We start from the raw sequence: 26,283 nt of genomic DNA, 5'->3' as shown, positions 1-26,283 counted from the left end.
TGACACCATCGGGACATGGAACCGATGGAACTGGCGGTACTCGGCGTCGTCGTGGTCATCGCGGTGAGCGTCGTCTCGCCGCAGCTGGGCATCGCCGCGCCGCTGTCACTCGTGGCCGTGGGCGTCGCCTTGTCCTTCGTGCCCGGAGCGCCGCATGCCGAAGTCGAACCGGAGATCATCCTCGCTGGCGTGCTGCCCCCGCTGCTGTACGCGGTCGCCGTGACGATGCCGGTCATCGACTTTCGCCGCGACCTGAAATCCATCGGCGGCCTGTCCATCGTGCTGGTGCTGGCGACCTCGGCCGGCATCGGCCTGGTGCTGCCGCAGGTGGTGCCGGGCATCGGGTTCGCGGAGGCCTTCGCGCTCGGCGCCATCGTCAGCCCGACCGATGCCGTCGCCACTTCCATCGCCCGCCGCACCGGTGCGCCGCAGCGGCTGTTGACGATGCTCGACGGCGAGAGCATGCTCAACGACGCGACCGCCCTCGTGCTGCTGCGCAGCGCCGTCGCCGCCACGGGCATCTCGGTCTCGGCGCTCGACGTCGGCCTGCACCTGCTGCGGGCCATTGCGGTGGCGGTGCTCGTCGGACTGGTCGTGGCCGCGGTGAGCCTGCTGGTGCGCTCGCTCGTGCGCGACGCGACGGTAGCGACGGCGATCTCCTTCATCGTGCCGTTCGCCGCCTATACGCCCTCGGAGCATCTAGGCGGGTCCGGCCTCGTCGCGGTGGTGGTGGCCGGTCTCGGTATCGGCTCGCGCGGCTACGTCGAGTTGCGTCCCGACGACCGGGTGGCCGAGCGGATCAACTGGCACACCATCGCCTTCCTGCTGGAGGGCGCGGTCTTCCTCGTTATGGGCCTGCAGCTGCGGCCCCTGTGGGAGGACTTCGACGAGACCGGGCAGTCCGTGGGCCTGCTGCTGGGCGTCAGTGCGCTGGTGCTCGGCTTCGTGTGCCTGGCACGGGTGGTGTTCGTGGCGGCGCTGCTGCTGGGCCTGCACGGCGACCGCAAACAGCACGAGGCGTGGCGTCCGCGCCTGGCGGCGATGCGCGACTTCCTGGCGTCCCCGGAGGCGCAGCGTCACTCCGAGGCGCGCCGGGCGCGGGCGCTGCAGGCCGTCGAGCGGCGTGACGCGGACATCACCTTCTACGGCGAGCATCGCCTCGGCGTGAAGGACGGGATCGTGCTGACCTGGGCGGGGATGCGCGGCTGCATCACGGTCGCCGCCGCCCAGACGCTGCCGCCGGACCTCGCCCAGCGCGAGATGCTGGTGCTCGTCGCGTTCTGCGTGGCCGGGGCGTCGCTGTTGCTGCAGGGCGGCACGCTGGCATTGGTCGTGCGGCGGCTGGGTGTCGTCGACGACCGGTCGGAGCAACGGCGCGAGCAGGTGCAGGTGCTCATGGCGGCGCTCGCCGATGTGGCCTACGCGCGCTGTGACGACGTGCGCGACGAGGGACTGGACGGACGACTGCTCGACGCCGTCGTCATCGAGCGGGTGCGCGAGCGGGCGACACCGTCCTCGGAGTGGGAGTGGGCCGGGCAGGAGGAGGCCCCCGATCAGGTGCAGCGGCTGCAGGATTTCCGCGATCTGCGGCAGGCCGTGATCGAGGATCAGCGCGAGGCGTTGCTCGACCTGCGGGCTGCTGGGCGTCACGACTCGGTGGTCATCGCCACGCTGCTCGACCGTCTCGACGTCCTCCAGCTGGCCTCGCGCTGAGGCGGGCCGCGCGGCAGGCCGCTGAGGGAGTGTCCTCCCTCGGAGAGGGTCCGCGAGGCGGCATCATGGACCGGTGAGACTGTACCGCGACTCTGCGGTCGTGCTGCGTACCCACAAACTGGGGGAGGCCGACCGCATCATCACCCTGCTGACCCGTCAGCACGGACAGGTGCGCGCCGTAGCCAAGGGCATCCGTAAGACGACGAGCCGCCTCGGCGGCCGGCTGGAGCCGTTCATGCACGCCGACCTGCAGTTCGCGGTCGGGCGGACCCTCGACATCGTCAAGCAGGTGCAGACACTCGACCCGTTCTCCCTCGCGCTCGGTAAGGATTACGGTGCGTACACCGCCGGGACGGTCATGCTGGAAACCGCTCAGCGGGTCGTCCCGGAGCATTCCGACGCCTCGCTGCCGCAGTACCAGTTGCTCGTCGGGGCTCTACGTGCCCTGACCGAGCGACGTCAGCCCCCGGCGCTGCTGCTGGACTCCTATCAGTTGCGCGCCCTGGCCATCGCCGGTTATGCGCCGAGTTTCGGCCTGTGCGCGCGTTGCGGTGCCGCCGGCCCGCACCGTAACTTCCACGCGGCCTCCGGCGGCATCCTGTGCGATGCCTGCCGGGTGCCCGGCTCGTCGGTGCCGAGTCCCTTCACGGTGACATTGCTGGGTGCCCTGCTGGCCGGTGACTGGGAGGTCGCTGCGGCCTCGGACGAGCGTTCGCGCCGCGAGGCCACCGGCATTGTCAACGCTTACGTGGCCTGGCACCTGGAGCGTTCGCTGCGTTCGCTCGCGCACGTCGACCGGTAGGAGCGCCGATGACCACGCCCAGACCACCCCGCCCTCATCCGTCGGGGGAGCGCCCGCCGGTGCTGCCGCGCGAGCTGGTGCCGCGGCACGTGGGCATCGTCATGGACGGCAACGGCCGGTGGGCCAAGCAGCGTGGGCTGCCGCGCACGGCCGGTCACGAACGGGGCGAGGCCGCCCTGTTCGACGTGGTCGAAGGAGCCGTGGAACTGGGCATCGAGGCCGTCTCGGCCTACGCCTTCTCCACGGAGAACTGGAAGCGGTCACCCGACGAGGTGCGCTTCCTCATGGGCTTCAACCGCGACGTCATCCGGCGTCGCCGCGACGAGATGCATGCGATGGGCGTGCGGGTGCGCTGGGCCGGCCGCCGGCCGCGACTGTGGCGCAGCGTCGTCAAGGAGCTGGAAGCCGCCGAGGAACTTACCCGTGACAACAAGGTCCTCACGCTGACGATGTGCGTCAACTACGGTGGCCGGGCCGAGATCGCCGACGCAGCCGCCGCGCTCGCCCGCGATGTGGCGGCTGGCCGGGTCAATCCTGACAAGGTCGACGAGAAGGTCTTCGCGCGTTACCTCGACGAGCCGTGGATGCCCGATGTCGACTTGTTCTGGCGCACCTCCGGCGAGCAGCGCACCAGCAACTTCCTGCTGTGGCAGTCGGCCTATGCCGAGATGGTCTTCAGCGACATTGCCTGGCCCGACGTCGACCGCCGCGCCTTGTTCGCTGCGGTGGAGGAGTACGCCCGCCGCAACCGCCGCTACGGCAGCGCGTGAGACTGAGGGGTTCCGCTGGCTGAGGTGCGCCCTTCGAGGCTCGGCCGCGAGCGGCCTCGCACCTCAGGGAGCGAAGGTCTACGGCTCAAACAGGGCTTGCGCGAGGTATTCGCCGTCGCGGAGGCCGGGCGGGATGGCGAACAGCGCCGAGCCGATGTGCCGGATGTACTCGTTGAGGGCATCGGTTTTGAGCGAGGTCTGCAGCGCGATGAACTGCTCCGGGTCGCGCTGGAACGCTAGGAAGAACAACCCTGCAGTGATCTGCCCGAGAGCGTTGTTGCCGTCGACGTAGTTGTAGCCGCGCCGCAGGATGCGTACCCCGTCGTTGAGGTCCGGGTGCGCGAGCCGCACGTGGGAGGTCGACGGGACCGCGAAGTCACCGGTGGAGGAGCGCATCGAGAAGTCCGGCTCGGTCATCTCCTCACCGCCCGACAATGGAGCACCCTCGCCCTTGCTGCGCCCGATGATCGCCTCCTGCTCGGCCAGTTGGACGCGATCCCAGTTTTCGATCGTCATCTGGATCGTGCGGGCCACCAGGTAGCTGCCGCCGGCCATCCACCCGTCGTCGGCCCACACCCAGCGCTTCAGCGCGTCGGCGTCGTCGGCGAGGATGTTCGCGGTGCCGTCCTTGAAGCCGAACAGATTGCGCGGGGTCTGCTGGTCGGTGCTGGTGCGGGACGTACGGCCGTAGCCGAGGCGGGTCCAGCGGATCTGTGCGCGCCCGAAGGCGATGCGGCTGAGGTTGCGGATCGCGTGCATGGTGACCTGCGGATCGTCTGCACACGCCTGAATGCACAGATCGCCGCCGCTGATCGGGTCCTCCAGCAGGTCGAAGGCGAACAGCGGCAACTCCTGCAGCGGCGCGGGCCGCCGGTCGGCGATGCCGAAGGTGTCGCCCTCGCGGTCGAACAGCGACGGACCGAGGCCGAAGGTCAGGGTCAAGGAGTGCGGGCCGAGGCCGAGGGCCTCGCCGGTGTCGTCCGGCGGCGCGAGCGGTGGGCCGTCGACGGCACCGGTCTTGCCCACTTCGCGTCCGGCGGTCAGCAGCGCGGCTGCTTCGGTCCAGTCCTGCAGCAGGGAGATCAGGTCGTCGCGGTCGGCGCGCGAGGTCATGTCGAAACTGGCGAAGTACAGGTGCCGCTGCACGGGAGTCGTGATGCCGGCCTGGTGATCGCCGTAGAACGGGTGGGTGGCGCCCTCGTCGAGCGCCTGGTCGGCACTGCCGCGGCCCAGCCCGTAGCCGATGGCCGTGCCCGCCGCAGTGGCGGCCGCCAAGCCCAGAACCCCCCGGCGGCTGATGCCACCGGGGGTGTTCTCGGGCGTGACGGGCGTGCTCACTCGGCCGGATCGACTCCCAGCACCGTGTGGGTCAGCTGCGACAGCGGCTCGCTCAGCGCGCTGAGCTGGGCACCCAACTCGTTGCGCTTGTCCTGGTCGACGGTGTCGTAGGACACGAAGCCGGACTCGTAGGAGCCGTAGGTGGCCAGCAGGTCCTTCATCGCGGCGAACTGCTCGTCCAGCTCGGCCACGAGGTCGGCCCCGTCGTCACCCTTGCTCTCGGCGATCTCACGAACCGCATTGTAGGCGACCTCGGCACCCTCGACGTTGGCGTAGAAGTCGTACAGGTCGGTGTGGCTGAACTCGTCCTCCTCGCCGGGGAGCTTGCCGTCGGGTGCGGCGACCTCGTCGAGCAGGCCGATGGCACCGTTGGTGATGTTGTCGATGGTCAGCTCGAAGTCGTCGGCGTGGACCTCGTCGTAGAGCGCCTGGACGTCGGCGACGAGCTGGTCGGCGACCTCCGCGCGGCCGGCGGCGTCGAGCGGCGTGATGTCCTCACCGGGGTAGTTGGCCTTCGCCTGGTCGATCCACAGGTCCATTTCGATGCGGTGGAAGCCGGTGAACGGCAGGCCCTCGGCCTCGGCACCGGGCTTGCGGTAGTCGATCTTCGGATCGAGGTCGCCGAACTGCTCGGCGGTCGGCTCGACCCGCTCGTAGTTGATGCGGGCCAGCGGGAACAGGCGGCGGGCCTCGTCGTCGTTGCCGGCCTTGTAGGCGTCGGTGAAGTTCTTGACGCCCGTGACTAACTCGCCGATCTGCGTCTTGGTGTAGGCGGTGTAGTTGGCGACGGCGGTGTCGATGGCCTCCTGCTCGTTCTCGGAGACTTCCAGCTCCTTGCCGGTGACGCTGAAATCGGCCTTGCCGACGCCCTCGCCGACCATGCCCGGCTTGCAGACGGTGTAGTAGTCGCCGGGCTGCAACTGGACGGTCAGGTCGCGGCTCGCGCCGGCGGCGATGTTCTCGACCTCGCCGACGATGCTCAGGCCGTCTTCGGCGAGCACGTAGAACTCGGTGACCTTGTCGCCGGTGTTCTCGACGTCGAAGCGGACGGTGCCGCTCTCGGCGGTGGCTTCGGCGACGTCGCAGGCGTCGGCGCTGCTGGTGACCTTGATGGTGGTGCTGGCACCTTCGTCGTTCTTGACGCAGCCCGACAGGATCAGCGCGCCGGCGAGGGCGGCCAGGCCGGGGGCAGCCAGGCGGGTGGACATGATTTTCATGCGTTCTCTGCTTCCTTGGGAGGAGTCGGCGACGACGGTCGCCGCCGGAAGGTGATACGGACGAACAGGGTCATCACGACGGCGAGATACACGGCCCAGGCCAGGACTTCGAGCTTGGTCATCTCGGGAGTGAAGCCGATGGTGCCCTTGAGCAGGGCTGCCGGGAAGCCGGACGGGTCGAGGACGTCGGTGATGCGGAACAGCCACGCCGCGTCGCCGTACAGGCCTGCCACCAGGTCGCTCGCGCCGCTCGGTGCCGGCTCGAAGGGGCCGGGCAGGAAGCGGGCCTCCTGCAGGTCGTGGATCGCGTAGGCCAGGACGCCTGCGGCGACGATGACGAGGGCCAGGCCGGTCCAGCGGAAGAAGCGGGCCAGGTCGATGCGGATCGCGCCGTGGTAGATCGCCGCGCCGAGAACGACCGCGCAGGCCAGGCCGAGCACCGCGCCGAGCCAGGTGGCCTCGTTGTTACCCGACGAGCGCACCGCGCTCCACAGGAACAGCGCCGTCTCGATGCCCTCGCGGGCCACGGCGAAGAAGCCGATGGCGATGAGGCTCCAGTCCGAGCCGGTGAGCGCCCGGTCGACTTCGGCCTCCAACTCGGACTTCAGGTGCCGCGCGGTGCGGGCCATCCAGAACACCATCCAGGTGACGAAGCCGACCGCGACGAGCGATAGCGTGCCGCCGATGAACTCCTGGGCCTGGAAGGTCAGTCCGTAGGTGCCGAAGGTGAGGATCGCGCCGACCGACAGTGACAGGGCCAGCGCGCAGCCGACGCCGGCCCAGATGCGCCAGCGCACGTCATCGCGGCCGATCTTGCGCACGTAGGCGAGCAGGATGCCGACGATGAGGGCCGCTTCGAGGCCCTCGCGCAGACCGATAATGAAGGTGCTGACCATGAACGGCTGCCGACCTTTCGCCGGGTTATTAGGTGAGGCTCACTTAGCCGGGTGAAGCGTACACCCGGACGGCCCCGGCGCAACACCAGCGTTGATGTGTTCGCCGCGTCACCCGCGCGGGCAGTCTGCGTGTCGGCGGCGGACGGTAGGCTCGCCCCCGTGCGTGTAGCGAGATTTGCCGGACCAGACGATCCGCGATTCGGCCTGGTGGGCGAGGAGGACGGAACCCCCACCATCGCCGTGCTCAAGGGAGATCCGCTCTACGCGGGATTCGAGCTGACGGGGGAGAAGGTCGCCCTGGCCGACGTGCGGCTCCTCGCCCCGGTCATCCCGCGCAGCAAGGTGGTGTGCATCGGCAAGAACTACGCAGGCCACGCCGCCGAGATGGGCGGGCCGCTGCCGAGCGAGCCGCTGGTCTTCCTCAAACCGAACACGAGCGTCATCGGTCCCGGCGAACCTGTCGTCTATCCACGCCAGACGCAGAACCTCCACTTCGAGGGCGAACTGGCGGTGGTCATCGGCCGCATCTGCCGCGACGTCCCGGCGGCGGACGCCGCGAAGGTGATCTTCGGCTACACCATCGCCAACGACGTCACCGCGCGCGACCTGCAGGCCGCGGACGGCCAGTGGGCGCGGGCCAAGGGGTTCGACACCTTCTGCCCGCTCGGGCCGTGGATCGAGACGAACCTCGAACCCGGCGACCTGCGGATTCGCACGACGCTCAACGGCGAGGTCAAGCAGGACGGCACGACCGCCGACCTCGTCTTCGACGTCCCCACGCTCGTCGCGCACGTCTCCAGCTTTATGACGCTGCTGCCGGGCGACGTGCTGCTGACCGGTACGCCCGAGGGCGTCGGGCCGATGCAGGTCGGCGACTCGGTCGGCATCACGATCTCCGGCATCGGCACCCTCGTCAACCAGGTGGTCTCCCATGACTGAGTCCTCGTCCGCTCCCGTCGTCGCGCGCTTCTGCCCGTCGCCGACCGGCAACCCGCACGTCGGCATGGCGCGTACGGCGCTGTTCAGCTGGGCGTTCGCGCGCCATCACGGGGGTCGCTTCGTCTTCCGCATCGAGGACACCGACGCCAGCCGCGACAGCCAGGAGTCCTACGACCTGCTCGTCGACGTCATGCGCTGGCTCGGCCTGGACTGGGACGAGGGCGTCGAGGTCGGTGGTCCGAACGGTCCGTACCGGCAGAGCGAGCGTATGGGCATCTACGCCGATGTCGCGCAGCGCCTGCTCGATGCGGGCCTGGCCTACAAGGCCTATGACACCGCCGAGGAGTTGGAGGAGCGCCGCGAGAAGGCGCGCGCCGAGGGCCGCCCGAGCGGCTACGACGGCCTGCACCGCGACCTCACGCCCGAGCAGCAGGCGGCCTACGAGGCCGAGGGCCGCAAGCCGGTCATCCGTTTCAAGATGCCCCAGAAGGACTGGACCTTCGACGACCTCGTGCGCGGCCCGATCACCTTCGGTGCCGAGAACGTGCAGGATTTCGTCATCGTGCGCGCCAACGGCCAGCCGCTCTACACGCTGACCAATCCCACCGACGACGCGCTCATGGGCATCACCCACGTCCTGCGCGGCGAGGACATCCTCTCCTCGACACCGCGTCAGATCGCCATGTACGAGGCGTTCGCGCAGATCGGCGTGGGCAGCGGGCAGGTGCCGCGCTTCGGGCACCTGCCGTACGTGACGGGGGCGGGCAACCGCAAGCTGTCCAAGCGCGATCCGGAGTCGAATCTGCTCGGTTACCGCGACGACGGCTTCCTGCCCGAGGGGCTGCTCAACTATCTGGCCCTGCTCGGCTGGTCGCTGGACGCCGAACGCGATGTGTTCACTCTGGCCGAGATGGTCGAGGCCTTCGACATCTCGCGGGTCAATCCGAACCCGGCGCGCTTCGACCTGGCCAAGTGCGAGGCGATCAACGGCGATCACATCCGGCTGCTCCCGGCAGACGAGGTGACCGAGCGGCTGGTCCCGCATTTCGCTGCGGCGGGGCTGATCGGCGACCCGGCGAGCGAGGACGAGTCGGCGCTGCTGGCTGCGGCGGCTCCGCTCGTCCACGAGCGCATCGCCAAGCTGACCGAGGCCGTCGGCATGCTGCGCTTCCTCTTCGTCGACGAGGCTGACTTCAGTGTCAACGAGGCCGATGCCGCCAAGCAGTTCGACGAGAAGGGGCTGGCCACGGTGGCGGCCGCCCGCGAGGCCCTGGCCGGGCTGGAGCAGTGGACGACCGAGGGCATCGAGACCGCCTTGCGCGCGGCGTTGATCGACGGCCTCGGGTTGAAGCCGCGGCTCGCCTTCGGTCCGGTGCGGGTCGCGGTCACCGGCAGCCGTATCTCGCCACCGCTGTTCGAGTCGCTGGAACTGCTCGGCGCGTCGCGGACCGTGGCCCGGCTCGACGCCGCGCTGGCGTGCACCGGGTCTTGAGGGGATGCGCCGTTAGGCCGAGTCACTCCCTGAGGTGCGAGCGGAGCGAGCCTCGAAGGGGCCGGAACCGCTGCTCATTTCGAGGCTCGGCCGCAGGTGGCCTCGCGCCTCAATGAGCGGCTCAGCGATATTGAATCGGCCATTCTCTGACCGGTTTGGGGTCGGGGAACGTGGTCCGGTAGAGTGTCTCCTCGGTTCGGGCGGCCCGCGAAAGCGAGTCATCCGATACCCCAGTGGGGTATGGTGTAATTGGCAACACGGCTGATTCTGGTTCAGTTGTTCTAGGTTCGAGTCCTAGTACCCCAGCGAAGATCGGTTCGCGGCCTGCTGGCAGGCTGGTGTTCCCTCTTCAAGGCCCCGTTGGTCTAGCGGTTATGACGCCGCCCTCTCAAGGCGGAGATCGCCGGTTCGAATCCGGTACGGGGTACGGCCACCTTCTCGTTGAGGTGGCTTTCTCGGCCTCCGGGCCGTGGCCCCGTTGTGTAGCGGCCTAGCACGCCGCCCTCTCAAGGCGGTAGCGCGGGTTCGAATCCCGTCGGGGCTACAGACGTTGGCGGCCCACCCCGTTCTTTGGGGTGGGCCGGCAATCGTGATATCTGGCTCAGTGATTCGAGGAGCCGCCGCAGCGGAGCGAGGACGGCAGAGTCCCGTCGGGGCTACCACGGTGAAGACCGAATCGACATCGACGCGGCTGCCTGAGCGTGCCGGATGGATCTGGCCCTCGTAGGGTGGGGGACATGCCCGATCTGCGGATGGCGGTCCTCATCGACGCCGACAATGCCCAAGCCTCCAAGATCGAGGTGATCTTGCGCCGGGTTGCCGAATACGGCAAGGCCAATGTGCGCAAGGCCTACGGCAACTGGCGCAAGGACGAGTTGAAGTCGTGGTCGGAGCGGTTGCACGAGTTCGCCATCGCGCCGGTTCAGCAGTTCGACCTGACCAAGGGCAAGAACGCCTCCGATATCGCTATGGCGATCGACGCGATGGATCTGCTGCACGCCGGTGACGTCGACGGCTTCGCCATCGTTTCCAGCGACGCCGACTTCACGCCGTTGGTCATGCGGCTGCGCCAGTCGGGTGCGGAGGTCATCGGTTTCGGTCAGGCCAAGGCCCCTGAGCCGTTCCGCAACGCCTGCTCGCGCTTCTTCGAGGTCGAGGCGCTCGGCAGCGACGGGCAGGCCGACGACGCGGCCGCGCCCCCGCAGAGACGTACCGGCGCGCAACTCAAGCAGAACTCCCGGCTGATGACGCTCATGCGCTCGGCCATCGATGACGCCGCCGACGACGACGGTTGGGCGACGCTCTCGCAGGTCAGCAACCTGATCCGCAATCAGTCCTCCTTCGAGCCGCGCAACTTCGGGTACGCCAAGTTCAGCGACCTGGTCAAGGCCATCGACCTGTTCGAGGTGGCCGGTGACAACAAGCGGGTCCGGCGCCATCCGAAGCGCGCCAAGGGTTGATCTGTCGGTGGCGTGCGGCACGATGAGGCCATGAGCACGCGCTGGATGGATTCGCCGGTCGGAGGCCTGCGCCTGCACAGTTCGGCGGGCCTGCTCACCGCCGTCGACTTCGATGCCACGCCTCGCGGGCGTCGCGTCGCCGACGAGGTCCTCGATGCCGCCGAGGCGCAGCTGAACGACTACTTCGCCGGCCGGCGGACGGCCTTCGACCTGCCGCTGGCGCAGGATGGCACCGAGTTCCAGCGCAAGGTGTGGGCCGAGTTACGGCGCATCCCCTTCGGCCAGACGGTGAGCTACGGCGACATCGCGCGGCGGCTCGGATACGAGCCGGTGATCTCCCGTGCTGTCGGTACGGCGAACGGGGCCAACCGGCTGCCGATCATCGTGCCCTGTCACCGGGTGATCGGCTCGGACGGGAACCTCGTCGGCTACGCGGGCGGCATCGAGCGCAAGCGTGTCCTACTCGACATGGAGCGCCCCGGCCTGTTCTGATGGGGCATGGGCAAAAAGAAGACCAGTAAGACCGACAAGGCGATTGCCGAGCTGAAGGCGCTCGTCAAGAAGTACGAGAAGCGCATCGACACGTTGGAGGCGAAGCTCGCCGAGCGCGCCGACGTGGCGGGCACCTACAAGAAGCTCGCCGAGAAGTACAAGGCGAAGGCTGAGGAGTACAAGGCGGAGGCGAAGGGCTACCAGGCCAAGGCCGCCAAGCTGGCGAAGAAGGCCGCCAAGGACGCCAAACAGTTCGCCGCCAAGGCGGCCGATCAGGCCGATGACGCCGGCGACGACCTGGAGGACGCGGCCGATCACCTGCTGGCGCAGGTCACGACCGTCCTGGCCGATGCCAAGGCGGTTTTGGTCGAGAAGGCTGTGGCGGTCAAGCAGGCCGCGACGTCGGGCGCAACCGAGGAGCCGGCTCCGGCGGACGAGTCTGCGGCGGGTCCGGACTCCTCGTGGACGGTCGCGCAGTTGCGTGAGGCGGCCAAGGAGCGTGGCATCGCGGGTTACTCGCGCAAGACCAAGGCGCAGCTGCTCGACGAACTGAGCTGACCTCGCGCCTGCGCCGGCAAGGCCTCACATGCTGCGGCGCAGGCTCTGCGAGAGCCGTTCGCCGGCGGCGACGACGGCAGGGGCGTGCATGCGTCCCGGCTGTCGGGTCAGGCGTTCCAGCGGTCCGGAAACCGACACCGCCGCGACGACCTTGCCCGAGGGCGCGCGCACGGGCGCGGAGACCGAACCGACGCCGCTCTCGCGCTCGGCGACGCTCTGCGCCCAGCCGCGTCGACGGACTGCGGCGAGTTCGGCAGCCGAGAAGTTGGCCTTGAGCAGGCCCTTGTTCATGCGCTCGGGGTCCTCCCAGGCCAGCAGGATCTGCGCGGCCGAGCCGCCGGCCATGGTGAGCTGGCTGCCGACCGGGATCGAGTCGCGCAGACCGGTCGGCCGGTCCGCCGCCGCGACGCAGACCCGGTGTTCGCCCTGGCGGCGGAACAGCTGAGCCGACTCGCCGGTGATGTCGCGCAGGCGTGCGAGGACCGGCCCGGCGGCGGCCAGCAGCCGGTCTTCACCGGCCGCCGAGGCGAGTTCGCCCAGGCGCGGGCCGAGGATGAAGCGGCCTTGCATGTCGCGGGCGACGAAGCGATGGTGTTCGAGGGCGACGGCGAGGCGGTGGGCGGTCGGGCGCGCCAGGCCGGTGGCGGCGACGAGGCCGGCGAGGGTGGCCGGCCCCGGTTCGAGGGCGGCCAGCACGAGAGCGGCTTTGTCGAGAACGCCGACTCCGCTAGAGTTGTCCATGCCTTGATACTGCCGTATCGAATCGTGAGACGCAAGTGGTGGGTTAGTCCACCCTTCGTGGCCCGTGACGCTGCGGCGGGTCGATGATGCGAGAACAATCTGGTACGGCAGAACATGAGGAAGTGGCAGCGATGGGCAGGACTCTGGCCGAGAAGATCTGGGACGATCACGTCGTCCGCAGTGCCGAGGGCGAACCGGACCTTCTCTTCATCGATCTCCACCTGATCCACGAGGTCACCAGCCCGCAGGCTTTCGACGGCCTGCGCCTGTCGGGCCGCCGGGTGCGCCGGCCTGACCTCACGCTGGCGACCGAGGACCACAACATCCCGACGACCGACCTCGACAAGCCGATCGCCGACCCGGTTTCGCGCACGCAGGTCGAGACGCTGCGCCGCAACGCCGAGGAGTTCGGCGTGCGCCTGCATCCGATGGGCGACATCGACCAGGGCATCGTCCACGTCGTCGGCCCGCAGCTGGGCCTGACCCAGCCGGGCATGACCATCGTGTGCGGCGACTCGCACACCTCCACCCACGGTGCCTTCGGCTCCATCGCCTTCGGCATCGGCACGAGCGAAGTCGAGCACGTGCTGGCCACGCAGTCGCTGTCGCAGGCCAAGCCGAAGATGATGGCCGTCGAGGTCGTCGGGGACCTGCCCGAGGGATCGACCGCCAAGGACCTGATCCTCGCGCTCATCGCGCAGGAGACCACCGGCGGCGGTCAGGGCTACATCGTGGAGTACCGCGGCGAGGCGATCCGCAAGCTGTCGATGGAAGCCCGCATGACGATCTGCAATATGAGCATCGAATGGGGCGCCAAGGCCGGTCTCATCGCTCCGGACCAGACGACCTTCGACTACATCCAGGGCCGCCCGCACGCTCCGCAGGGCGAGGCGTGGGACGAGGCCGTCGCCTACTGGTCGAGCCTGGTCACCGACGAGGACGCGCACTTCGACAAGATCGTCACGCTCGACGCCAGCAAGGTCACGCCGTTCGTCACATGGGGCACCAACCCCGGCCAGGGCGTGCCGCTGTCGGCCGCAGTGCCGTCGCCGGACGACTTCGAGGACGCCAACGAGAAGGTCGCCGCCGAACGCGCGCTGGAGTACATGGGCCTGACCGCAGGCACCCCGATGCGCGACATCGACATCGACACGGTCTTCATCGGCTCCTGCACCAACGGCCGCATGGAGGACCTGCGCACGGTCGCCGAACTCCTCAAGGGCCGCACGGTCGACGCCAACACCCGCGTCCTCGTCGTGCCCGGCTCGGTACGGGTGCGCCTGCAGGCCGAGGCCGAGGGCCTGGACCTGATCTTCAAGGAGGCCGGTGCCGAATGGCGTGGAGCGGGCTGCTCGATGTGCCTGGGCATGAACCCCGACACGCTGACGCCCGGCGAGCGCAGCGCCTCGACCTCCAACCGCAATTTCGAGGGTCGGCAGGGCAAGGGCGGCCGGACCCACCTGGTCTCGCCCGAGGTCGCCGCCGCGACGGCGATCCTGGGTCACCTGGCCTCGCCCGCCGATCTGCCGCAGCTCACCCCCGCAGGAGTCTGAATCATGGACAAGTTCACGACCCACACCGGCGTCGCCGCCCCGTTGCGCCGCAGCAACGTCGACACTGACCAGATCATCCCGGCGGTCTACCTCAAGCGGGTGACCCGCTCGGGCTTCGAGGACGGCCTGTTCGCCGCCTGGCGCGGTGACCCGGACTTCATCCTCAACCAGCCCGCCTTCGAGAAGGCCACGGTGCTCATCGCCGGTCCCGACTTCGGCACGGGTTCCTCGCGCGAGCACGCCGTCTGGGCACTGCAGAACTACGGCTTCAAGGTCGTCATCTCCTCGCGCTTCGGTGACATCTTCCGCGGCAACTCCGGTAAGGCGGGCCTGCTCGCCGCGCAGGTGGACGAGAAGGTCGTGAACGCGCTCTGGGAGTACGTCGAGGCCAACCCCGGTGCGGAGGTCACGGTGGATCTGGAGTCGCGCACCGTCAGCGCCGGTGAGGGCGTCGACCGGATCGAGGACTCCTTCACCATCGACGACTACACCCGCTGGCGCCTGCTGGAGGGCCTGGACGACATCGCGATCACGCTGAGCCACGAGGACGACATCGCGGCCTACGAGGCCAAGCGGCTCGCGTTCAAGCCTGCCACGCTCTGAGGCGTTGCTCGGTCCCTGAGGTGCGAGCCTGCGAGCCTCGAAGGGACTCCAACCGCAACTCATTTCGAGGCTCCGCTCGTTCCTCGCTACGCACTGGGGGTACCTCCCGCTTGCGGGGGACAATGAGCGGCATCGACCTATAAACCAGCGGATCCCTAGTAGGGTGCGGGCATGGGTCGATGGTCGGGCATGCCGCAGACGACACGTTGGGTCGTCCGGGTGTTGCGTCCGTGGCTCATGCTCCTGACCAAGCGTGACTGGCAGGGCGCCGAGAAACTGCCGTCCGCGGGCGGCTATGTGCTCGCCCCGAACCACATCTCGCACCTGGACCCGTTCCTCATCTCGCACTTCATGGTCGATCACGGCATCGCGCCGCGGTTCCTCGGCAAGCACACGCTGTTCACGATCCCGCTGTTTGGCCGCATCCTCACCGGAGCCGAGCAGATTCCCGTCTATCGCGGCACCGGCGAGGCGGCCAAGTCGCTGAGCGTGGCCGTCGCGGCGGTCGAGGCCGGCAAGGTCGTCACGATCTACCCCGAGGGCACCATCACGCGCGACCCCGAGGCCTGGCCGATGACCGGCCGCACGGGGGCGGTGCGGGTGGCGCTGTCCAGCGGCCGGCCGCTCATTCCGATGGCCCAATGGGGCACCCAGGACATCCTGTGGCCCTACAGCAAGCGCCTGCGGCTGTTCCCGCGCAAGACGATCCACGTGCGCATCGGCGATCCGCTCGACCTGAGCGACCTGGAGAGCCGCGAACTCACCGAGGACCTCCTGCACGTCGCGACCGAGCGGCTCATGGATGCGCTGACGGCCTTGGTCGCCGACATCCGCGGCGAACTGCCGAGCGGGCCGCGCGTCGAGGTGCGCGAGGTGCAACGGTGGACGAGTATCGACCCGAAGGAGAACTGATGGCAAGGATCGCAGTCATGGGTGCCGGCTCCTGGGGCACCGCGTTCGCGCTGGTACTCGCCGACGCGGGCAACGAGGTGCGCATGTGGGGGCGCCGTCCGGAGCTGTGCGAGGCCATCGCGGCCGGGCACGAGAACACCGACTACCTGCCGGGCATCGCCCTGCCGGCGGCGATCACCGCCTCGCCGGACGCCGCCGTGGCACTCGACGGGGCCGAGGTCGTCATCCTCGCGGTGCCGTCGCAGCAGCTGCGCGCCAACCTCGGCGACTGGGGCGCACACGTGCCCGCCGATGCCGTGCTAGTGAGCCTGATGAAGGGCGTCGAACTCGGCACTCATCTGCGCATGAGCGAGGTCATCGCCGAGTTGACCGGTGCCGGCCCGGAGCGGATCGCCGTGGTCAGCGGCCCCAATCTCGCCCGCGAGATCGCCCTGCGAGAGCCGGCCGCGAGCGTGGTGGCCTGCGCCGACGAGCAGACTGCGATCCGGCTTCAGGGGCTGTGTCACTCGCCGTCCTTCCGTCCGTACACCAACACCGACGTCATCGGCTGCGAGCTGGGCGGTACCACCAAGAACGTCATCGGCCTGGCTGTCGGTGTCGCGGTGGGCCTGGGCTTCGGTGACAACGCCAAGGCGTCGATCATCACTCGCGGCCTGGCCGAGACAACCCGGCTGGGGGTGGCGCTCGGTGCCGATCCGATGACCTTCGCGGGGCTGGCGGGCCTCGGTGACCTGGTGGCCACCTGCTCCTCGCCCCTGTCGCGCAACCGGAGCTTCGGCGAGAAACTGGGGCAGGGGCTGACGGTCGAGGAGGCCGCAGCGCAGATGCGTCAGGTGGCCGAGGGCGTCAAGTCATGTACGTCGGTCAAGGAACTCGCGGGGCTGCACGGGGTGGACATGCCCATCGTCGACGGCGTGGACGCCCTGGTGCAGGGCACCATCACCCCGGCGGAGCTGGTCAAGGCGATGATCTCCCGGCAGACCCAGCCCGAGGTCCGCTGAGCCTGCGTCGCGCCCTTCGAGACTCGACCGCTTGCGGCCTCACACCTCAGGGGCCGGAGAATAATCAGCGGTTTCCTAGAGCCGGTCCAGGCAGCCGGTGATGTCGCCCCAGAGGTCGTCGACGTTCTCGATACCGACCGACATGCGGATGAGTGCCTCGGGCACCGAGGCCGGCTCTCCGGCGTGCCGCCGCCGCCGCTCCCACGTGGTCTCGACCCCGCCGAGGCTCGTCGCGTAGACGATGATCTGGCTGGACTCGGTGAGCGCCTGGGCCGCCTGTGCCCCCGCAGCGACCTCGAAGGAGACCATGCTGCCGAAGCCGGGGTAGCGCACCGCACGGACCTCGGGCCGCCCGCGCAGCCGCGCGGCCAGGGCGGCAGCGTTCTTCTCGGCCCGGTCGAGGCGCACGTGCAGGGTGCGGATGCCGCGCAGCGTCAGGTAGGTCTCCAAGGAGCCGGGCACGCCGCCCAGCGAGGTGCGCCGGGCGATCAGGGCGTGGGCGGCGCGCTCGTCGTGGGTGACGACCGCGCCGAGCAGTACGTCGCTGTGCCCGGAGAGCAGCTTGGAGGCGGAATGGACGACGAAGTCCGCGCCGAGATCGAGCGGCCGCTGCCGCAGCGGCGTCGCCAGCGTGTTGTCCACGGCCACGGCGACCCCGAGCGCGGTGACCGCCGTGCTGATCGCCCGGACGTCGGCCACCTCGAGCAGCGGATTGGTCGGCGACTCCAGCCACACGAGCGCGGCGTCACGGGCCTCGGCGATGACCGCTGCGGTATCGGTCGTGTTGACCAGATGCAACCGGATGAGTCCGTGCTTGGCTCGCCGGGTCAACTCGGACGTGGTGCCGTAGTAGCAGCCGGCCGAGGCGACGACCTTCGCGCCGACCGGCAGTAGTTCCAGCACCGCGACGGTCGCGGCCATCCCGGAGGCGAAGGCGACGGCCGTGCCGCCTTCGAGCGCGCCGATGGCCTCCTCCAGGCCGCTCCAGCCGGAGTGACCCTGTCGCGTGTACTCGGTGTCACCACCGGGCACCAGCGTCGTCGCCAGAGTGATCGGCGCGTTGAGCGGCCCGCCGGGAACCGGATGGGGCCGCCCGGCGGCCACAGCGAGGGTCTCGGGGGAGATCGGCCGTGCGGACACGCTCGCCACTGTGCCACATGGCCGGTTCCTGCGGCCCGCAGCGTATAGGGTCTGGGCGATGACTGCCTCCGACTCCCGCATCCGTGTCAGCCTCGTCTACGGGGGCCGCTCCAGTGAGCACGGCGTCTCCTGCCTCACCGCGCGCGAGGTGTTGTCGGTGATCGACGCCACCCGCTACGACGTGCGCTGCATCGGCATCACGCCGGAGGGCCGCTGGGTCGAGTTCCGCCCGGGCTGGCCGGACCTGGAGCCGGGCCGCCTGCCCCAGGTGCCGGGCGACGCGCCGCCGGTGCCGTGGGAGAGCGTGGCCGAGGCCGACGTGGTCTTCCCGCTACTGCACGGCCCGTGGGGCGAGGACGGTACCCTCCAGGGTCTCTTGGAGATGGCCGGAGTGCGCTATGTCGGGGCCGGGGTCCTGGCGAGCGCCGTCGGCATGGACAAGGTGTTCGCCAAGGCGATCTTCGCCTCGGCGGGCCTGCCGCAGGTGCCGTACGTGCCCATCGAGGGTGCGACGTGGCCGTCTGACCGCGACCGGGTCGAGGCGCGTGTGCGGGCGCTCGGCCTGCCGGTCTTCGTCAAGCCGGCGCGGGCCGGATCGAGTTCGGGCGTGACCCGCGTCGATACGTGGGACGACCTCGTGCCGGCCATCGAGGAGGCGCGCCGCTTCGATCCGAAGGTGCTCGTGGAGGCCGGCTGTGTCGGTGCCCGCGAGGTCGAGTGCGGCATCGTGCAGGGCCTCGACGGCGCGCCCGAGGCCAGTGTCGTCGGCGAGGTGAGCGTGCAGCACGCCGCTCACGCCTTCTATGACTTCGAGGCCAAATACCTCGACGGTACGAGCGCCAACGTGGTGCCCGCCGATCTGCCGCCGACGGTTTCCGAGCGCATCCGTACCTATGCGATCACCGCCTTCGAGGCCATCGGCGGCGAGGGCCTGGCGCGAGTGGACTTCTTCCTCGACGGCGAGGATCTGGTCATCAACGAGATCAACACCCTGCCCGGATTCACCACCTCGTCGATGTTCCCGTCGCTGTGGGAGGCCTCGGGCCTGCCCTATGCCGACCTCGTCGACCGGCTGTTGCAGTTGGCGTTGGCCCGTCCGACCGGACTGCGCTGAGCCGCGCGACCCCGCCTAGGTGACAATGGCCGCTATGCAGACAGCCGATCGCGCGACGCGCGACTTGACCGTGGAGACCGTGGCCGAACTGGGCGAGTTCGCACTCATCGAGCGCATCACGGGCCTGCTCACTGCGGGGGAGGCGGTCGTGGTGGGTGCCGGTGACGATGCGGCGGAGATCACGGTGCAGGGATCGGTGATCGTCTCGACCGACGTCCTGGTCGATCAGCGGCACTTCCGCCGTGACTGGTCGACTGCGCAGGAGGTCGGGCGTAAGGCTGCTGCGGCGAGCATGTCCGACCTCAACGCGATGGGCGGCCGGGCGACGGCGCTGACCGTCGGCCTGACGCTGCCCGGCGATCTGCCGGTCTCCTGGGTCGACGAGTTGACGCGCGGCCTGGTGCAGGAGGCCGGCCAAGTGGGGGCGTCGGTCGTCGGCGGCGACGTCACCGAATCGGAGGTCTTGAGCATCGCCGTCACGGCGGTCGGCCAGGTGGCCCGGAGCGTGCGGCGCGGCGGGGCCATGCCCGGCGATCAGGTCGCCGTCGCCGGACCCCTCGGCCTGGCCGGCGCGGGATTTGCCACGCTGAGCCGCGGATTCCGCTCGCCGCGGGCCGCCGTCGAGGCGCATCGGGTCCCCGCGCCCCCCTACGGCGCCGGCGAGCGCGCCGCCGCTGCGGGAGCCACGGCCATGATCGACGTCAGCGACGGCCTCGTGGGCGACCTGGGGCACGTCGCGGCCGCCAGCGGCGTGCAGATCGACCTCAGCACCGAACGGATTCTGCTGGAGCCGGCGGTCATCACCGTGGCCGAGGCGCTGGGCCGCCAGCCGCTCACCTTTGTCCTGGCCGGCGGCGACGACTATGCCCTCGCCGCGACTTTCCCGGCCGAGGCACCCCTGCCCGAGCCGTGGCAGCGCATCGGCACGGTGCTGCCGGTGCGTCCCGGCGGGCGGCCGGGTGTGACCGTCGACGGCGAGCCGTGGGACGGCGAGTCCGGACACGCTCACTTCCGGTAAGAGGTCCCGCTGATAGGCGGAATCGGGTCGCTGAGGTGCGAGGAGCTTGCGACGAGCCTCGAAGGGACCTAGCCCGCTGTGGGCAGGTCATGTCGTCCTTCACGGCCTCGCTGGTGCCGGGGCGCTGCGGGTCACCCATCCCCTTCCGGGATGGCCCACCGGCACGCTATGTTCGACGCTGTGATGTGATCTACGTCTCATCACGGTGTCGAGGGAGGACCACATGCCGAGAGGCCCACTCACCAGAGGTGCCGCCGTAGCGGCCGCGATACTGCTCCTGGTCTCGTGCGGAGTGACGCGCGGCGACCAGAGCCGCGACATGACGATGATGATCCCGAACAGTCCCGGCGGCGGCTACGACCTCACCGGCCGCGCGGCCGTGCGCTGCATGGAAGACGGCGACCTCACCGGCGGCACTTTCGAGGTCGCCAACATCATCGGCGCGGGCGGCTCGGTCGCCACGGCGCAGCTGATGAACAGCGCCGGTGACGAGCAGGTGATGATGACCATCGGACTCGGCGTTGTCGGTTCGCTGTACTCCTTCGGTGCCGACTACCGCCTGCAGGACGCGACACCGCTGGCGTTGCTGATCGAGGAGTCCGAGGGCATCCTCGTCCCGGCCGACTCGCCGTTCGAGACCGTCGGCGACTTTGTGGCGGCCTGGACCGCCGACCCGTCCTCGGTGACGACCGGCGGCGGATCGTCGCCGGGCGGGCCGGACCATCTGTTCCCGATGCAGCTGGCTGCCGAACTCGGTATCGACCCGAAGGACGTGCGCTTCGTCTCCTACGACGGTGGCGGCGCGCTCAAGACCGCCCTGCTCGGCGAGAAGATCGACGCCGGCTTCTCCGGCCTCGGCGAGTTCGAGGGACAGATTGCCGACGGCGAGCTGCGTGTCCTGGCGGTCTCCGGGGAGCAGCGTTCGGAGTCGACGGTGCTGGCCGATGTGCCGACGCTGATGGAGTCGGGGATCGACTTCAGCTTCATCAACTGGCGCGGCGTCCTCGGCCCGCCGGACCTGCCGCAGAAGCGCCGCGACGAACTCATCGGCTACCTGGAGGAGTTGCACAGCACCCCGTGCTGGCAGGACGCGCTGGCGGCGAACGGCTGGACCGATGCCTTCATCACCGGCGACGACTTCGAGGAGTTCTTGATCGACCAGGACGAGCGCGTCTCGACGACGCTGGAGGAGTTGGGGCTGGTATGACGAACGAGACACACGTCGACAAGGCGCAATACGGCCTGGCCGCAGGGCTGGGCGTGGTCGGTGCCTACACGATCTACGACGCGACGACGCTGTCGGTGGGCTTCGCTGATCCGGTCGGGCCTCGGGTGTTCCCCTACGTCATCGGCTCGGTCATGGTGGTGCTCGCGGTGCTGCTGGCCGTGGCGACGGCGCGCGGCGACCGGCCCGAAGCCGCCGACGGCGAGGACATCGACCTCACGACGCCGGCCGACTGGGTCACCGTGCTCAAGCTCGTTGGCGTACTCGTGGTCAACATCGCGCTGGTCAACACGCTCGGCTGGGCGATCACCGGGGCGATCCTGTTCGCCGGATGCACGTGGGCGCTGGGCAGCCGCACCTACCTCAAGGACATCCTCATCGGCACGGTCCTCTCGGTGGGCAGCTGGTACTTCTTCTACGTCGGACTCGACATCCCGCTGACGCCGGGCATCCTGGACGGGATCCTCTGATGGAGAACCTCGAACTGCTGTGGGGCGGCCTGCAGACGGCCCTGACCCCGGAGAATCTCATGTGGGCCGCCATCGGCGTCCTGCTCGGCACCTTCGTCGGTGTCCTGCCCGGCATCGGCCCGGCGATGGCGGTGGCACTGCTGCTGCCGGCCACCTACGGGCTGGAGCCGACGGCCGCGTTCATCATGTTCGCCGGCATCTACTACGGCGGCATGTACGGCGGATCGACCACCTCGATCCTGCTCAACACCCCCGGCGAGTCCGCCTCGGTGATGACCGCGCTCGAAGGCAACAAGATGGCCAAGCGCGGCCGGGCGGCCCAGGCCCTCGCCACGGCGGCCATCGGTTCGTTCGTCGCGGGCACCATCGGCACGCTGCTCGTGGTCTTCTTCGCCCCGGCAATGGCCAAGGTGGCGGTCAAGATCGGCGCGCCGTCGTACTTCGCGATCATGCTGCTGGCCATCGTCTTGGTGACGGCGGTGCTCGGGGCGTCCAAGCTGCGCGGGTTCATCGCGCTGTTCATGGGCCTGACCATCGGCCTGGTCGGACTCGACCTGTCGACCGGCCAGCCGCGGCTCAACCTCGATCAGCCGCTGCTGGCCGACCGGCTCGACATCGTCGTGGTGGCCGTCGGCATCTTCGCGCTCGGTGAGGCGCTGTGGGTGGCCGCGCATCTGCGCCGCAAGCCGTTGGAGGTCATCCCCACCGGCCGGCCGTGGATGGGCAAGGACGACTGGCGGCGCTCGTGGAAGCCGTGGCTACGCGGCACGGCGCTCGGCTTCCCGTTCGGCGCGGTCCCGGCTGGCGGCGCGGAGACGCCGACGTTCCTGTCGTACGTGCTGGAGCGGCGGCTTGCCAAGGACGGCCACGAGTTCGGCAACGGTGCCATCGAGGGCGTCGCCGGACCGGAGGCGGCCAACAACGCCTCGGCTGCGGGCACCTTCGTCCCGCTGCTGGCGTTGGGCCTGCCGGTGACCGCCACCGCGTCGATCATGCTCGCCGCGCTGACCGGCTACGGCATCCAGCCCGGCCCGCAGCTCATGGAGACCCATTCGGACCTGGTCTGGACGCTGCTGGCCAGCCTGCTCATCGGCAACACGCTGCTGCTGGTGCTCAACTTGCCGCTCGCCCCGGTCTGGGCGCGGTTGTTGCGCACCCCGCGGCCGTACCTGTACGCGGGCATCCTGTTCTTCGCCTCGCTCGGTGCCTACACGGTCAAGCAGCAGCCGTTCGACCTGATCCTGCTGTTGCTGTTCGGTCTCATGGGCCTGGCGATGCGGCGCTTCGGGCTGCCGGTGCTGCCGTTGATCCTCGGGGTCATCCTGGGGCCGTTGATGGAGACCAAGATGCGTGAGGCGATGGCGATCTCCGACGGCAAGGCGTCCGCATTGTTCAGCGAGCCGCTGGCGGTCGTCGTGTACGTCATGATCGGATTGGCGCTGGTGGGGTCGTTCGTCTCGGCCCGCAAGGCGTCACGGAGCAGCGAGGAGACAGCATGACGATCGTCGTGGCGTATGCGCCCGATCAGTTCGGCGCGGCGGCCCTGGACGCGGCCCTGGAGTTGGCGGCGGCCGGGCCGGAGCGCCGCCGGGTGGTGGTGGTCAACGCGACCAAGGGCGATGCCCTGGTGGACGCGCGTTTCGCCGATGCGGCCGACCTGGTCTCCCTCGAGTCGGTGCTCGCCGAGGCCTCGGTGCCGACGGAGTTGCGTCAGCCGGTGGGTGCCGATGCCGCCGACGCGGTGCTCGACGTCGCCGGGGAGGTCGGGGCGAGCGTGGTCGTGGTCGGTCTGCGGCCGCGGACGCCGGTCGGCAAGATGCTCATGGGCAGCGTGGCCCAGCGCATCCTGCTCGACGCGACGATGCCGGTGCTGGCCGTCAAGCCGGGGCAGCCTCGTCCGTGGTGACCTCGTCGCCGGTCTCGGTCTGCGGAGGCAGTTCGCAGTAGCCGTCGTGGCACACCGGCGCACCCGTGTCGCCGACCTGCTCGAAGCGGCCGGCCGGTGCCGTCACGCCGGCTCCTGTGCCGCGCGGCGCAGGGCCTCGGCGAACACCGCCGGTTCCTGGGCGCCCGAGACGGCGAAGCGTCCGCCGACGACGAAGAACGGCACCGCGCCGATGCCGTATTCGACGGCTTGGCGCTGATCGGCGCGGACGTCTTCGAGGTAACGGTCCTCGGTCAGCGCCGCAGTGACTTCGGCTGCGTCGAGGCCGACGTCGGCCGCCAGTGCGGCGATCTGCTCGATGCGGTTGAGGTCGCGGCCCTCCTCGAAGTAGGCCCGCAACAGCCGTTCCTTGAGTTCGACCTGGCGGCCCCGCGCCTTGGCCAGGTGCAAGGCTTGGTGGGCTAGGACGGTGTTGGCGTGGCGCAGCGCCGCGAAGTCGTAGGCGAGGCCCTCTCCGGCGGCGATCTCGGTCATCTGGGCGAGCATGTGCTCGGCCTGGGGCTGGGGGATGCGCTTGTGCTCGGCGAGGAACTGCGCCTCGCTGCCGGCGTAGCTGACCGGGGTGTCGGGGGAGAGTTCGAAGGAGTGGTACTCGACCTCGACCTCGCCGCCGAACTCGGCGGCCCCCTGCTCGAAGCGGCGCTTGCCCACGAAGCACCAGGGACAGGCGATGTCGGACCAGATGTCGACCTTGACCGTTGGACTCATGGCACAGTCAACTCTCGTGAGGCCCAACCTGTTCCCCGGCACCCGGCCCGCTTCGGCGAGAATGACGTTGTGAACCATGCTCTCGAAGACCTGCAGGCCCGCGGACTGATCGCGCACTCCACCGACCTCGGCGCGTTGAGCGAGGCGATGGACGCCGGACCGGTCACCTACTACGTCGGCTTCGACCCGACCGCGCCCAGCCTGCACGTCGGCAACCTGCTGCAGCTCCTGACGGCCCGCCGGCTCCAGCTGGCCGGCCATCGCCCGTTGATCCTGGTCGGCGGCTCGACGGGCCTGATCGGCGATCCGAAGCAGTCCGGCGAGCGCGTGATGAACAGCAAGGAGACGGTCGCCGAGTGGGTCGAGCGGATTCGGTCCCAGGTGGCCCAGTTCGTCTCCTTCGAGGGGGACAACGCCGCACTGGTGGTCAACAACCTGGACTGGACGAGCCAGCTCAACACCGTCGACTTCCTGCGCGACATCGGCAAGCACTTCCCCGTGAACCGCATGCTGGCTCGCGACGTGGTGGCGAGCCGGCTGGAGTCCGGGATCAGCTACACCGAGTTCAGCTACGTCCTGCTGCAGGCGCTGGACTTCCTCGAGCTGCACCGCCGTCACGGTTGCGTGCTGCAGACCGGCGGCAGCGACCAGTGGGGCAACCTCACCGGCGGTGTCGAGCTGATCCGCCGGGCCGAGGGTGCCAGGGTGCACGCGCTGGCGACCCCGCTCATCACCAAGGCCGACGGCACCAAGTTCGGCAAGACCGAGACCGGCACGATCTGGCTCGATCCTGCGTTGATGAGTCCCTATGCCTTCTACCAGGCCTGGATCCAGGCCGAGGACTCCAAGGTGGGCGACTACCTCAAGCAGTTCACTTTCGTCCCGGTCGAGGAGGTCGACGCGCTCATGTCCGAGCACGAGCAGGCGCCGGGACGGCGGCTTCCGCAGCGCCGGCTGGCGCGCGAGCTGACGACCCTGGTCCACGGCGCGGCTGAGACCGAGGCGGCCGAACTCGCCGCCGGCGCCCTCTTCGGCCGCGGAGACCTCGCGGACCTGCCGGAGTCGACGCTGGCCGCCGCCCTGGCCGAGGCGGGGCGGGCCGAACTCGACGTGGCGGCCAGTCTCACCGACGCACTGGTGGCCACGGGGCTGTGCGAGAGCCGTTCGGCGGCCCGTCGTGCGGTCGCCGACGGCGGCGCGTACGTCAACAACGAGCGGGCTTCCGATCCCGACCAGGCCCTCGCCGATCTGCCCGCGCTGCACGGCTCGTGGCTGGTCTTACGCCGTGGTAAGCGCCAGATTGCAGGCGTGAAACTCGGTTCCTCCTGAATGTGGTGCGCATCACACCGTTTCGATTTGACCGATCGGGAAACGTCCGCGTAATGTTCTTCTTGTTGCTCGGCACGGCGGAGCGCAAGGCCAGGAGGCCGGGCGCTCGGAGCCAGCAGCCACTCCAACCGAAACGGCTAACGCCAGGAACGCTCTCAGCACTGGGAGTATGATCCGGAAACTAGCCGCTGACAACGGCGAGTGATATCGGAGAGATTCACCCGGTTTGACCGGTGAGCCTCAGACGGTGTAGGTTAGAACAGTTGCCCCGAGCGGGTGGCCCTCCGACCGAGGGTTACTCGCAGGTGTGCGTCTGATCCTTGAGAACTCAACAGTGTGCCAAAAGTCGACGAATAATCAGTACAACCCCCGTCGGCAACAGACTTCGGTCTGATGTCGTCGAGGACAATTCCGACAAATTGATTGTCAGCAATCAGTTCGTCAGGAATCAACTCAAGTTGTTGACCCGGTTTCGACCGGGGAATTTTTCAACGGAGAGTTTGATCCTGGCTCAGGACGAACGCTGGCGGCGTGCTTAACACATGCAAGTCGAGCGGTAAGGCTCCTTCGGGAGTACACGAGCGGCGAACGGGTGAGTAACACGTGAGCAATCTGCCCTTCTCATCGGAATAACCATTGGAAACGATGGCTAATGCCGAATACGACCTCCTTTCGCATGATCGGAGGTGGAAAGCTCCGGCGGAGAAGGATGAGCTCGCGGCCTATCAGCTTGTTGGTGGGGTAATGGCCCACCAAGGCGACGACGGGTAGCCGGCCTGAGAGGGTGACCGGCCACACTGGGACTGAGACACGGCCCAGACTCCTACGGGAGGCAGCAGTGGGGAAT

The 26,283-nt window shown here is 69.1% G+C and carries 26 protein-coding genes, 3 tRNA genes and 1 rRNA gene; 23 read left to right on the top strand and 7 right to left on the bottom strand.

Annotated elements, in window-relative coordinates; all coding sequences use genetic code 11:
* The first annotated feature begins 15 nt into the window (after nucleotides 1-15).
* The 3 genes from QM597_RS05495 to QM597_RS05485 all read left to right on the top strand — a co-directional run bounded on the left by QM597_RS05495 (nucleotide 16) and on the right by QM597_RS05485 (nucleotide 3,285).
* Nucleotides 16-1,713 (top strand): cation:proton antiporter, encoded by a 1,698-nt coding sequence (locus QM597_RS05495; protein WP_415003864.1) that lies wholly within the window; start codon nucleotides 16-18, stop codon nucleotides 1,711-1,713.
* Between the two features lie 73 nt (nucleotides 1,714-1,786).
* Nucleotides 1,787-2,515 (top strand): DNA repair protein RecO, encoded by a 729-nt coding sequence (recO, locus tag QM597_RS05490; protein ID WP_415003863.1) that lies wholly within the window; start codon nucleotides 1,787-1,789, stop codon nucleotides 2,513-2,515.
* Nucleotides 2,516-2,523: 8 nt separating this feature from the next.
* On the top strand, nucleotides 2,524-3,285 hold the full coding sequence (locus QM597_RS05485) for an isoprenyl transferase (RefSeq protein WP_415003862.1): 762 nt from the start codon (nucleotides 2,524-2,526) through the stop codon (nucleotides 3,283-3,285).
* Nucleotides 3,286-3,363: 78 nt separating this feature from the next.
* Here QM597_RS05485 and efeB read toward each other — a convergent pair whose 3' ends face one another.
* From efeB to efeU, 3 genes are read right to left on the bottom strand one after another with little or no spacing between them, the layout of a single operon-like run.
* On the bottom strand, nucleotides 3,364-4,623 hold the full coding sequence (gene efeB / locus QM597_RS05480; protein ID WP_415003861.1) for an iron uptake transporter deferrochelatase/peroxidase subunit: 1,260 nt from the start codon (nucleotides 4,621-4,623) through the stop codon (nucleotides 3,364-3,366).
* The gene (efeO, locus tag QM597_RS05475; RefSeq protein WP_415003860.1) at nucleotides 4,620-5,840 is read right to left on the bottom strand and encodes an iron uptake system protein EfeO; all 1,221 of its coding nucleotides are present in this window, start codon (nucleotides 5,838-5,840) and stop codon (nucleotides 4,620-4,622) included. The genes efeB and efeO overlap by 4 nt, the downstream gene beginning before the upstream one ends.
* Complete coding sequence (efeU, locus tag QM597_RS05470; RefSeq protein ID WP_415003859.1) at nucleotides 5,837-6,736, bottom strand: iron uptake transporter permease EfeU; 900 nt, start codon at nucleotides 6,734-6,736, stop codon at nucleotides 5,837-5,839. The genes efeO and efeU overlap by 4 nt, the downstream gene beginning before the upstream one ends.
* 159 nt (nucleotides 6,737-6,895) lie before the next feature.
* Here efeU and QM597_RS05465 point away from each other — a divergent pair, with 159 nt between their 5' ends.
* The 8 genes from QM597_RS05465 to QM597_RS05430 all read left to right on the top strand — a co-directional run bounded on the left by QM597_RS05465 (nucleotide 6,896) and on the right by QM597_RS05430 (nucleotide 11,677).
* A complete protein-coding gene (locus tag QM597_RS05465) occupies nucleotides 6,896-7,675 on the top strand; it encodes a fumarylacetoacetate hydrolase family protein (RefSeq protein WP_415003858.1) in 780 nt (259 codons plus the stop codon).
* Nucleotides 7,668-9,167, top strand: coding sequence for a glutamate--tRNA ligase (gltX, locus tag QM597_RS05460; RefSeq protein ID WP_415003857.1), 1,500 nt, complete (start codon nucleotides 7,668-7,670; stop codon nucleotides 9,165-9,167). The genes QM597_RS05465 and gltX overlap by 8 nt, the downstream gene beginning before the upstream one ends.
* A 234-nt stretch (nucleotides 9,168-9,401) precedes the next feature.
* Nucleotides 9,402-9,473 (top strand) — tRNA-Gln (locus QM597_RS05455).
* Between the two features lie 48 nt (nucleotides 9,474-9,521).
* A tRNA-Glu gene (locus tag QM597_RS05450) sits at nucleotides 9,522-9,594 on the top strand.
* A 44-nt stretch (nucleotides 9,595-9,638) separates the two neighbouring features.
* Nucleotides 9,639-9,711 (top strand) — tRNA-Glu (locus QM597_RS05445).
* 193 nt (nucleotides 9,712-9,904) lie between these two features.
* Nucleotides 9,905-10,627, top strand: a complete 723-nt coding sequence (locus QM597_RS05440) for an NYN domain-containing protein (RefSeq protein ID WP_415003856.1) — start codon at nucleotides 9,905-9,907, stop codon at nucleotides 10,625-10,627.
* 30 nt (nucleotides 10,628-10,657) lie between these two features.
* Nucleotides 10,658-11,119: a methylated-DNA--[protein]-cysteine S-methyltransferase gene (locus QM597_RS05435; RefSeq protein ID WP_415003855.1), complete on the top strand. Its 462-nt coding sequence runs from the start codon at nucleotides 10,658-10,660 to the stop codon at nucleotides 11,117-11,119.
* A 6-nt stretch (nucleotides 11,120-11,125) separates the two neighbouring features.
* A complete protein-coding gene (locus QM597_RS05430) occupies nucleotides 11,126-11,677 on the top strand; it encodes a hypothetical protein (protein WP_415003854.1) in 552 nt (183 codons plus the stop codon).
* A gap of 24 nt (nucleotides 11,678-11,701) precedes the next feature.
* Here QM597_RS05430 and QM597_RS05425 read toward each other — a convergent pair whose 3' ends face one another.
* Nucleotides 11,702-12,418: an IclR family transcriptional regulator gene (locus QM597_RS05425; protein WP_415003853.1), complete on the bottom strand. Its 717-nt coding sequence runs from the start codon at nucleotides 12,416-12,418 to the stop codon at nucleotides 11,702-11,704.
* 131 nt (nucleotides 12,419-12,549) lie between these two features.
* Between QM597_RS05425 and leuC the strand changes: the two genes are divergently transcribed.
* From leuC to QM597_RS05405, 4 genes are all read left to right on the top strand, one after another.
* Complete coding sequence (gene leuC / locus QM597_RS05420; protein WP_415003852.1) at nucleotides 12,550-13,971, top strand: 3-isopropylmalate dehydratase large subunit; 1,422 nt, start codon at nucleotides 12,550-12,552, stop codon at nucleotides 13,969-13,971.
* A gap of 3 nt (nucleotides 13,972-13,974) precedes the next feature.
* A complete protein-coding gene (gene leuD / locus QM597_RS05415) occupies nucleotides 13,975-14,574 on the top strand; it encodes a 3-isopropylmalate dehydratase small subunit (protein WP_415003851.1) in 600 nt (199 codons plus the stop codon).
* 171 nt (nucleotides 14,575-14,745) lie between these two features.
* A complete protein-coding gene (locus QM597_RS05410) occupies nucleotides 14,746-15,486 on the top strand; it encodes a lysophospholipid acyltransferase family protein (protein ID WP_415003850.1) in 741 nt (246 codons plus the stop codon).
* On the top strand, nucleotides 15,486-16,487 hold the full coding sequence (locus tag QM597_RS05405; RefSeq protein ID WP_415003849.1) for an NAD(P)H-dependent glycerol-3-phosphate dehydrogenase: 1,002 nt from the start codon (nucleotides 15,486-15,488) through the stop codon (nucleotides 16,485-16,487). The genes QM597_RS05410 and QM597_RS05405 overlap by 1 nt, the downstream gene beginning before the upstream one ends.
* Before the next feature lie 75 nt (nucleotides 16,488-16,562).
* On the opposite strand, the gene QM597_RS05400 is transcribed toward QM597_RS05405, so the two are convergent.
* A complete protein-coding gene (locus QM597_RS05400; RefSeq protein ID WP_415003848.1) occupies nucleotides 16,563-17,627 on the bottom strand; it encodes a trans-sulfuration enzyme family protein in 1,065 nt (354 codons plus the stop codon).
* Nucleotides 17,628-17,685: 58 nt separating this feature from the next.
* On the opposite strand from QM597_RS05400, the gene QM597_RS05395 reads away from it, so the two are divergent.
* The 6 genes from QM597_RS05395 to QM597_RS05370 all read left to right on the top strand — a co-directional run bounded on the left by QM597_RS05395 (nucleotide 17,686) and on the right by QM597_RS05370 (nucleotide 23,360).
* Entirely contained in the window at nucleotides 17,686-18,741 is a 1,056-nt protein-coding gene (locus tag QM597_RS05395) for a D-alanine--D-alanine ligase family protein (protein ID WP_415003847.1), read from the top strand.
* Between the two features lie 34 nt (nucleotides 18,742-18,775).
* The gene (locus QM597_RS05390) at nucleotides 18,776-19,759 is read left to right on the top strand and encodes a thiamine-phosphate kinase (RefSeq protein ID WP_415003846.1); all 984 of its coding nucleotides are present in this window, start codon (nucleotides 18,776-18,778) and stop codon (nucleotides 19,757-19,759) included.
* Nucleotides 19,760-20,078: 319 nt separating this feature from the next.
* Nucleotides 20,079-20,966, top strand: coding sequence for a Bug family tripartite tricarboxylate transporter substrate binding protein (locus tag QM597_RS05385; protein ID WP_415003845.1), 888 nt, complete (start codon nucleotides 20,079-20,081; stop codon nucleotides 20,964-20,966).
* Entirely contained in the window at nucleotides 20,963-21,454 is a 492-nt protein-coding gene (locus QM597_RS05380; protein WP_415003844.1) for a tripartite tricarboxylate transporter TctB family protein, read from the top strand. Before QM597_RS05385 ends, QM597_RS05380 begins: the two co-directional genes overlap by 4 nt.
* Nucleotides 21,454-22,953, top strand: coding sequence for a tripartite tricarboxylate transporter permease (locus tag QM597_RS05375; RefSeq protein WP_415003843.1), 1,500 nt, complete (start codon nucleotides 21,454-21,456; stop codon nucleotides 22,951-22,953). The genes QM597_RS05380 and QM597_RS05375 overlap by 1 nt, the downstream gene beginning before the upstream one ends.
* Nucleotides 22,950-23,360 carry a universal stress protein gene (locus QM597_RS05370; protein WP_415003842.1) on the top strand — a complete coding sequence of 137 codons (411 nt, stop codon included), beginning with the start codon at nucleotides 22,950-22,952 and terminating at the stop codon, nucleotides 23,358-23,360. The genes QM597_RS05375 and QM597_RS05370 overlap by 4 nt, the downstream gene beginning before the upstream one ends.
* Here QM597_RS05370 and QM597_RS05365 read toward each other — a convergent pair.
* Together QM597_RS05365 and QM597_RS05360 are read right to left on the bottom strand one after the other, a co-directional pair.
* Nucleotides 23,332-23,466, bottom strand: coding sequence for a hypothetical protein (locus QM597_RS05365; RefSeq protein WP_415003841.1), 135 nt, complete (start codon nucleotides 23,464-23,466; stop codon nucleotides 23,332-23,334). The two genes, QM597_RS05370 and QM597_RS05365, sit on opposite strands and share 29 nt — an antisense overlap.
* The gene (locus QM597_RS05360) at nucleotides 23,463-24,107 is read right to left on the bottom strand and encodes a DsbA family oxidoreductase (RefSeq protein ID WP_415003840.1); all 645 of its coding nucleotides are present in this window, start codon (nucleotides 24,105-24,107) and stop codon (nucleotides 23,463-23,465) included. Before QM597_RS05360 ends, QM597_RS05365 begins: the two co-directional genes overlap by 4 nt.
* A 69-nt stretch (nucleotides 24,108-24,176) precedes the next feature.
* On the opposite strand from QM597_RS05360, the gene tyrS reads away from it, so the two are divergent.
* Both tyrS and QM597_RS05350 read left to right on the top strand, forming a co-directional pair.
* Nucleotides 24,177-25,436, top strand: a complete 1,260-nt coding sequence (gene tyrS, locus QM597_RS05355) for a tyrosine--tRNA ligase (RefSeq protein ID WP_415003839.1) — start codon at nucleotides 24,177-24,179, stop codon at nucleotides 25,434-25,436.
* Nucleotides 25,437-25,924: 488 nt separating this feature from the next.
* Nucleotides 25,925-26,283 (top strand): 16S ribosomal RNA (locus QM597_RS05350); the annotation flags it as partial.

The organism is Aeromicrobium sp., assembly GCF_047607065.1.
In the GTDB taxonomy this organism is placed as follows: domain Bacteria; phylum Actinomycetota; class Actinomycetes; order Propionibacteriales; family Nocardioidaceae; genus Aeromicrobium.
Note: the sequence above shows the minus strand (reverse complement) of the source record. Positions and strands in the feature narration are given on the sequence as shown.

Bases quoted from the DNA above. Each gene is read 5' to 3' on its own strand.
- efeO (WP_415003860.1), bottom strand. From the start codon at position 5,840: ATGAAAATCATGTCCACCCGCCTGGCTGCCCCCGGCCTGGCCGCCCTC.
- QM597_RS05380 (WP_415003844.1), top strand. From the start codon at position 20,963: ATGACGAACGAGACACACGTCGACAAGGCGCAATACGGCCTGGCCGCA.
- QM597_RS05435 (WP_415003855.1), top strand. From the start codon at position 10,658: ATGAGCACGCGCTGGATGGATTCGCCGGTCGGAGGCCTGCGCCTGCAC.
- QM597_RS05375 (WP_415003843.1), top strand. From the start codon at position 21,454: ATGGAGAACCTCGAACTGCTGTGGGGCGGCCTGCAGACGGCCCTGACC.
- efeU (WP_415003859.1), bottom strand. From the start codon at position 6,736: ATGGTCAGCACCTTCATTATCGGTCTGCGCGAGGGCCTCGAAGCGGCC.
- QM597_RS05485 (WP_415003862.1), top strand. From the start codon at position 2,524: ATGACCACGCCCAGACCACCCCGCCCTCATCCGTCGGGGGAGCGCCCG.
- QM597_RS05385 (WP_415003845.1), top strand. From the start codon at position 20,079: ATGACGATGATGATCCCGAACAGTCCCGGCGGCGGCTACGACCTCACC.
- QM597_RS05425 (WP_415003853.1), bottom strand. From the start codon at position 12,418: ATGGACAACTCTAGCGGAGTCGGCGTTCTCGACAAAGCCGCTCTCGTG.
- QM597_RS05410 (WP_415003850.1), top strand. From the start codon at position 14,746: ATGGGTCGATGGTCGGGCATGCCGCAGACGACACGTTGGGTCGTCCGG.
- QM597_RS05360 (WP_415003840.1), bottom strand. From the start codon at position 24,107: ATGAGTCCAACGGTCAAGGTCGACATCTGGTCCGACATCGCCTGTCCC.
- QM597_RS05495 (WP_415003864.1), top strand. From the start codon at position 16: ATGGAACCGATGGAACTGGCGGTACTCGGCGTCGTCGTGGTCATCGCG.
- leuC (WP_415003852.1), top strand. From the start codon at position 12,550: ATGGGCAGGACTCTGGCCGAGAAGATCTGGGACGATCACGTCGTCCGC.
- QM597_RS05395 (WP_415003847.1), top strand. From the start codon at position 17,686: ATGACTGCCTCCGACTCCCGCATCCGTGTCAGCCTCGTCTACGGGGGC.
- QM597_RS05390 (WP_415003846.1), top strand. From the start codon at position 18,776: ATGCAGACAGCCGATCGCGCGACGCGCGACTTGACCGTGGAGACCGTG.
- QM597_RS05405 (WP_415003849.1), top strand. From the start codon at position 15,486: ATGGCAAGGATCGCAGTCATGGGTGCCGGCTCCTGGGGCACCGCGTTC.
- QM597_RS05440 (WP_415003856.1), top strand. From the start codon at position 9,905: ATGCCCGATCTGCGGATGGCGGTCCTCATCGACGCCGACAATGCCCAA.
- gltX (WP_415003857.1), top strand. From the start codon at position 7,668: ATGACTGAGTCCTCGTCCGCTCCCGTCGTCGCGCGCTTCTGCCCGTCG.
- QM597_RS05370 (WP_415003842.1), top strand. From the start codon at position 22,950: ATGACGATCGTCGTGGCGTATGCGCCCGATCAGTTCGGCGCGGCGGCC.
- leuD (WP_415003851.1), top strand. From the start codon at position 13,975: ATGGACAAGTTCACGACCCACACCGGCGTCGCCGCCCCGTTGCGCCGC.
- QM597_RS05430 (WP_415003854.1), top strand. From the start codon at position 11,126: ATGGGCAAAAAGAAGACCAGTAAGACCGACAAGGCGATTGCCGAGCTG.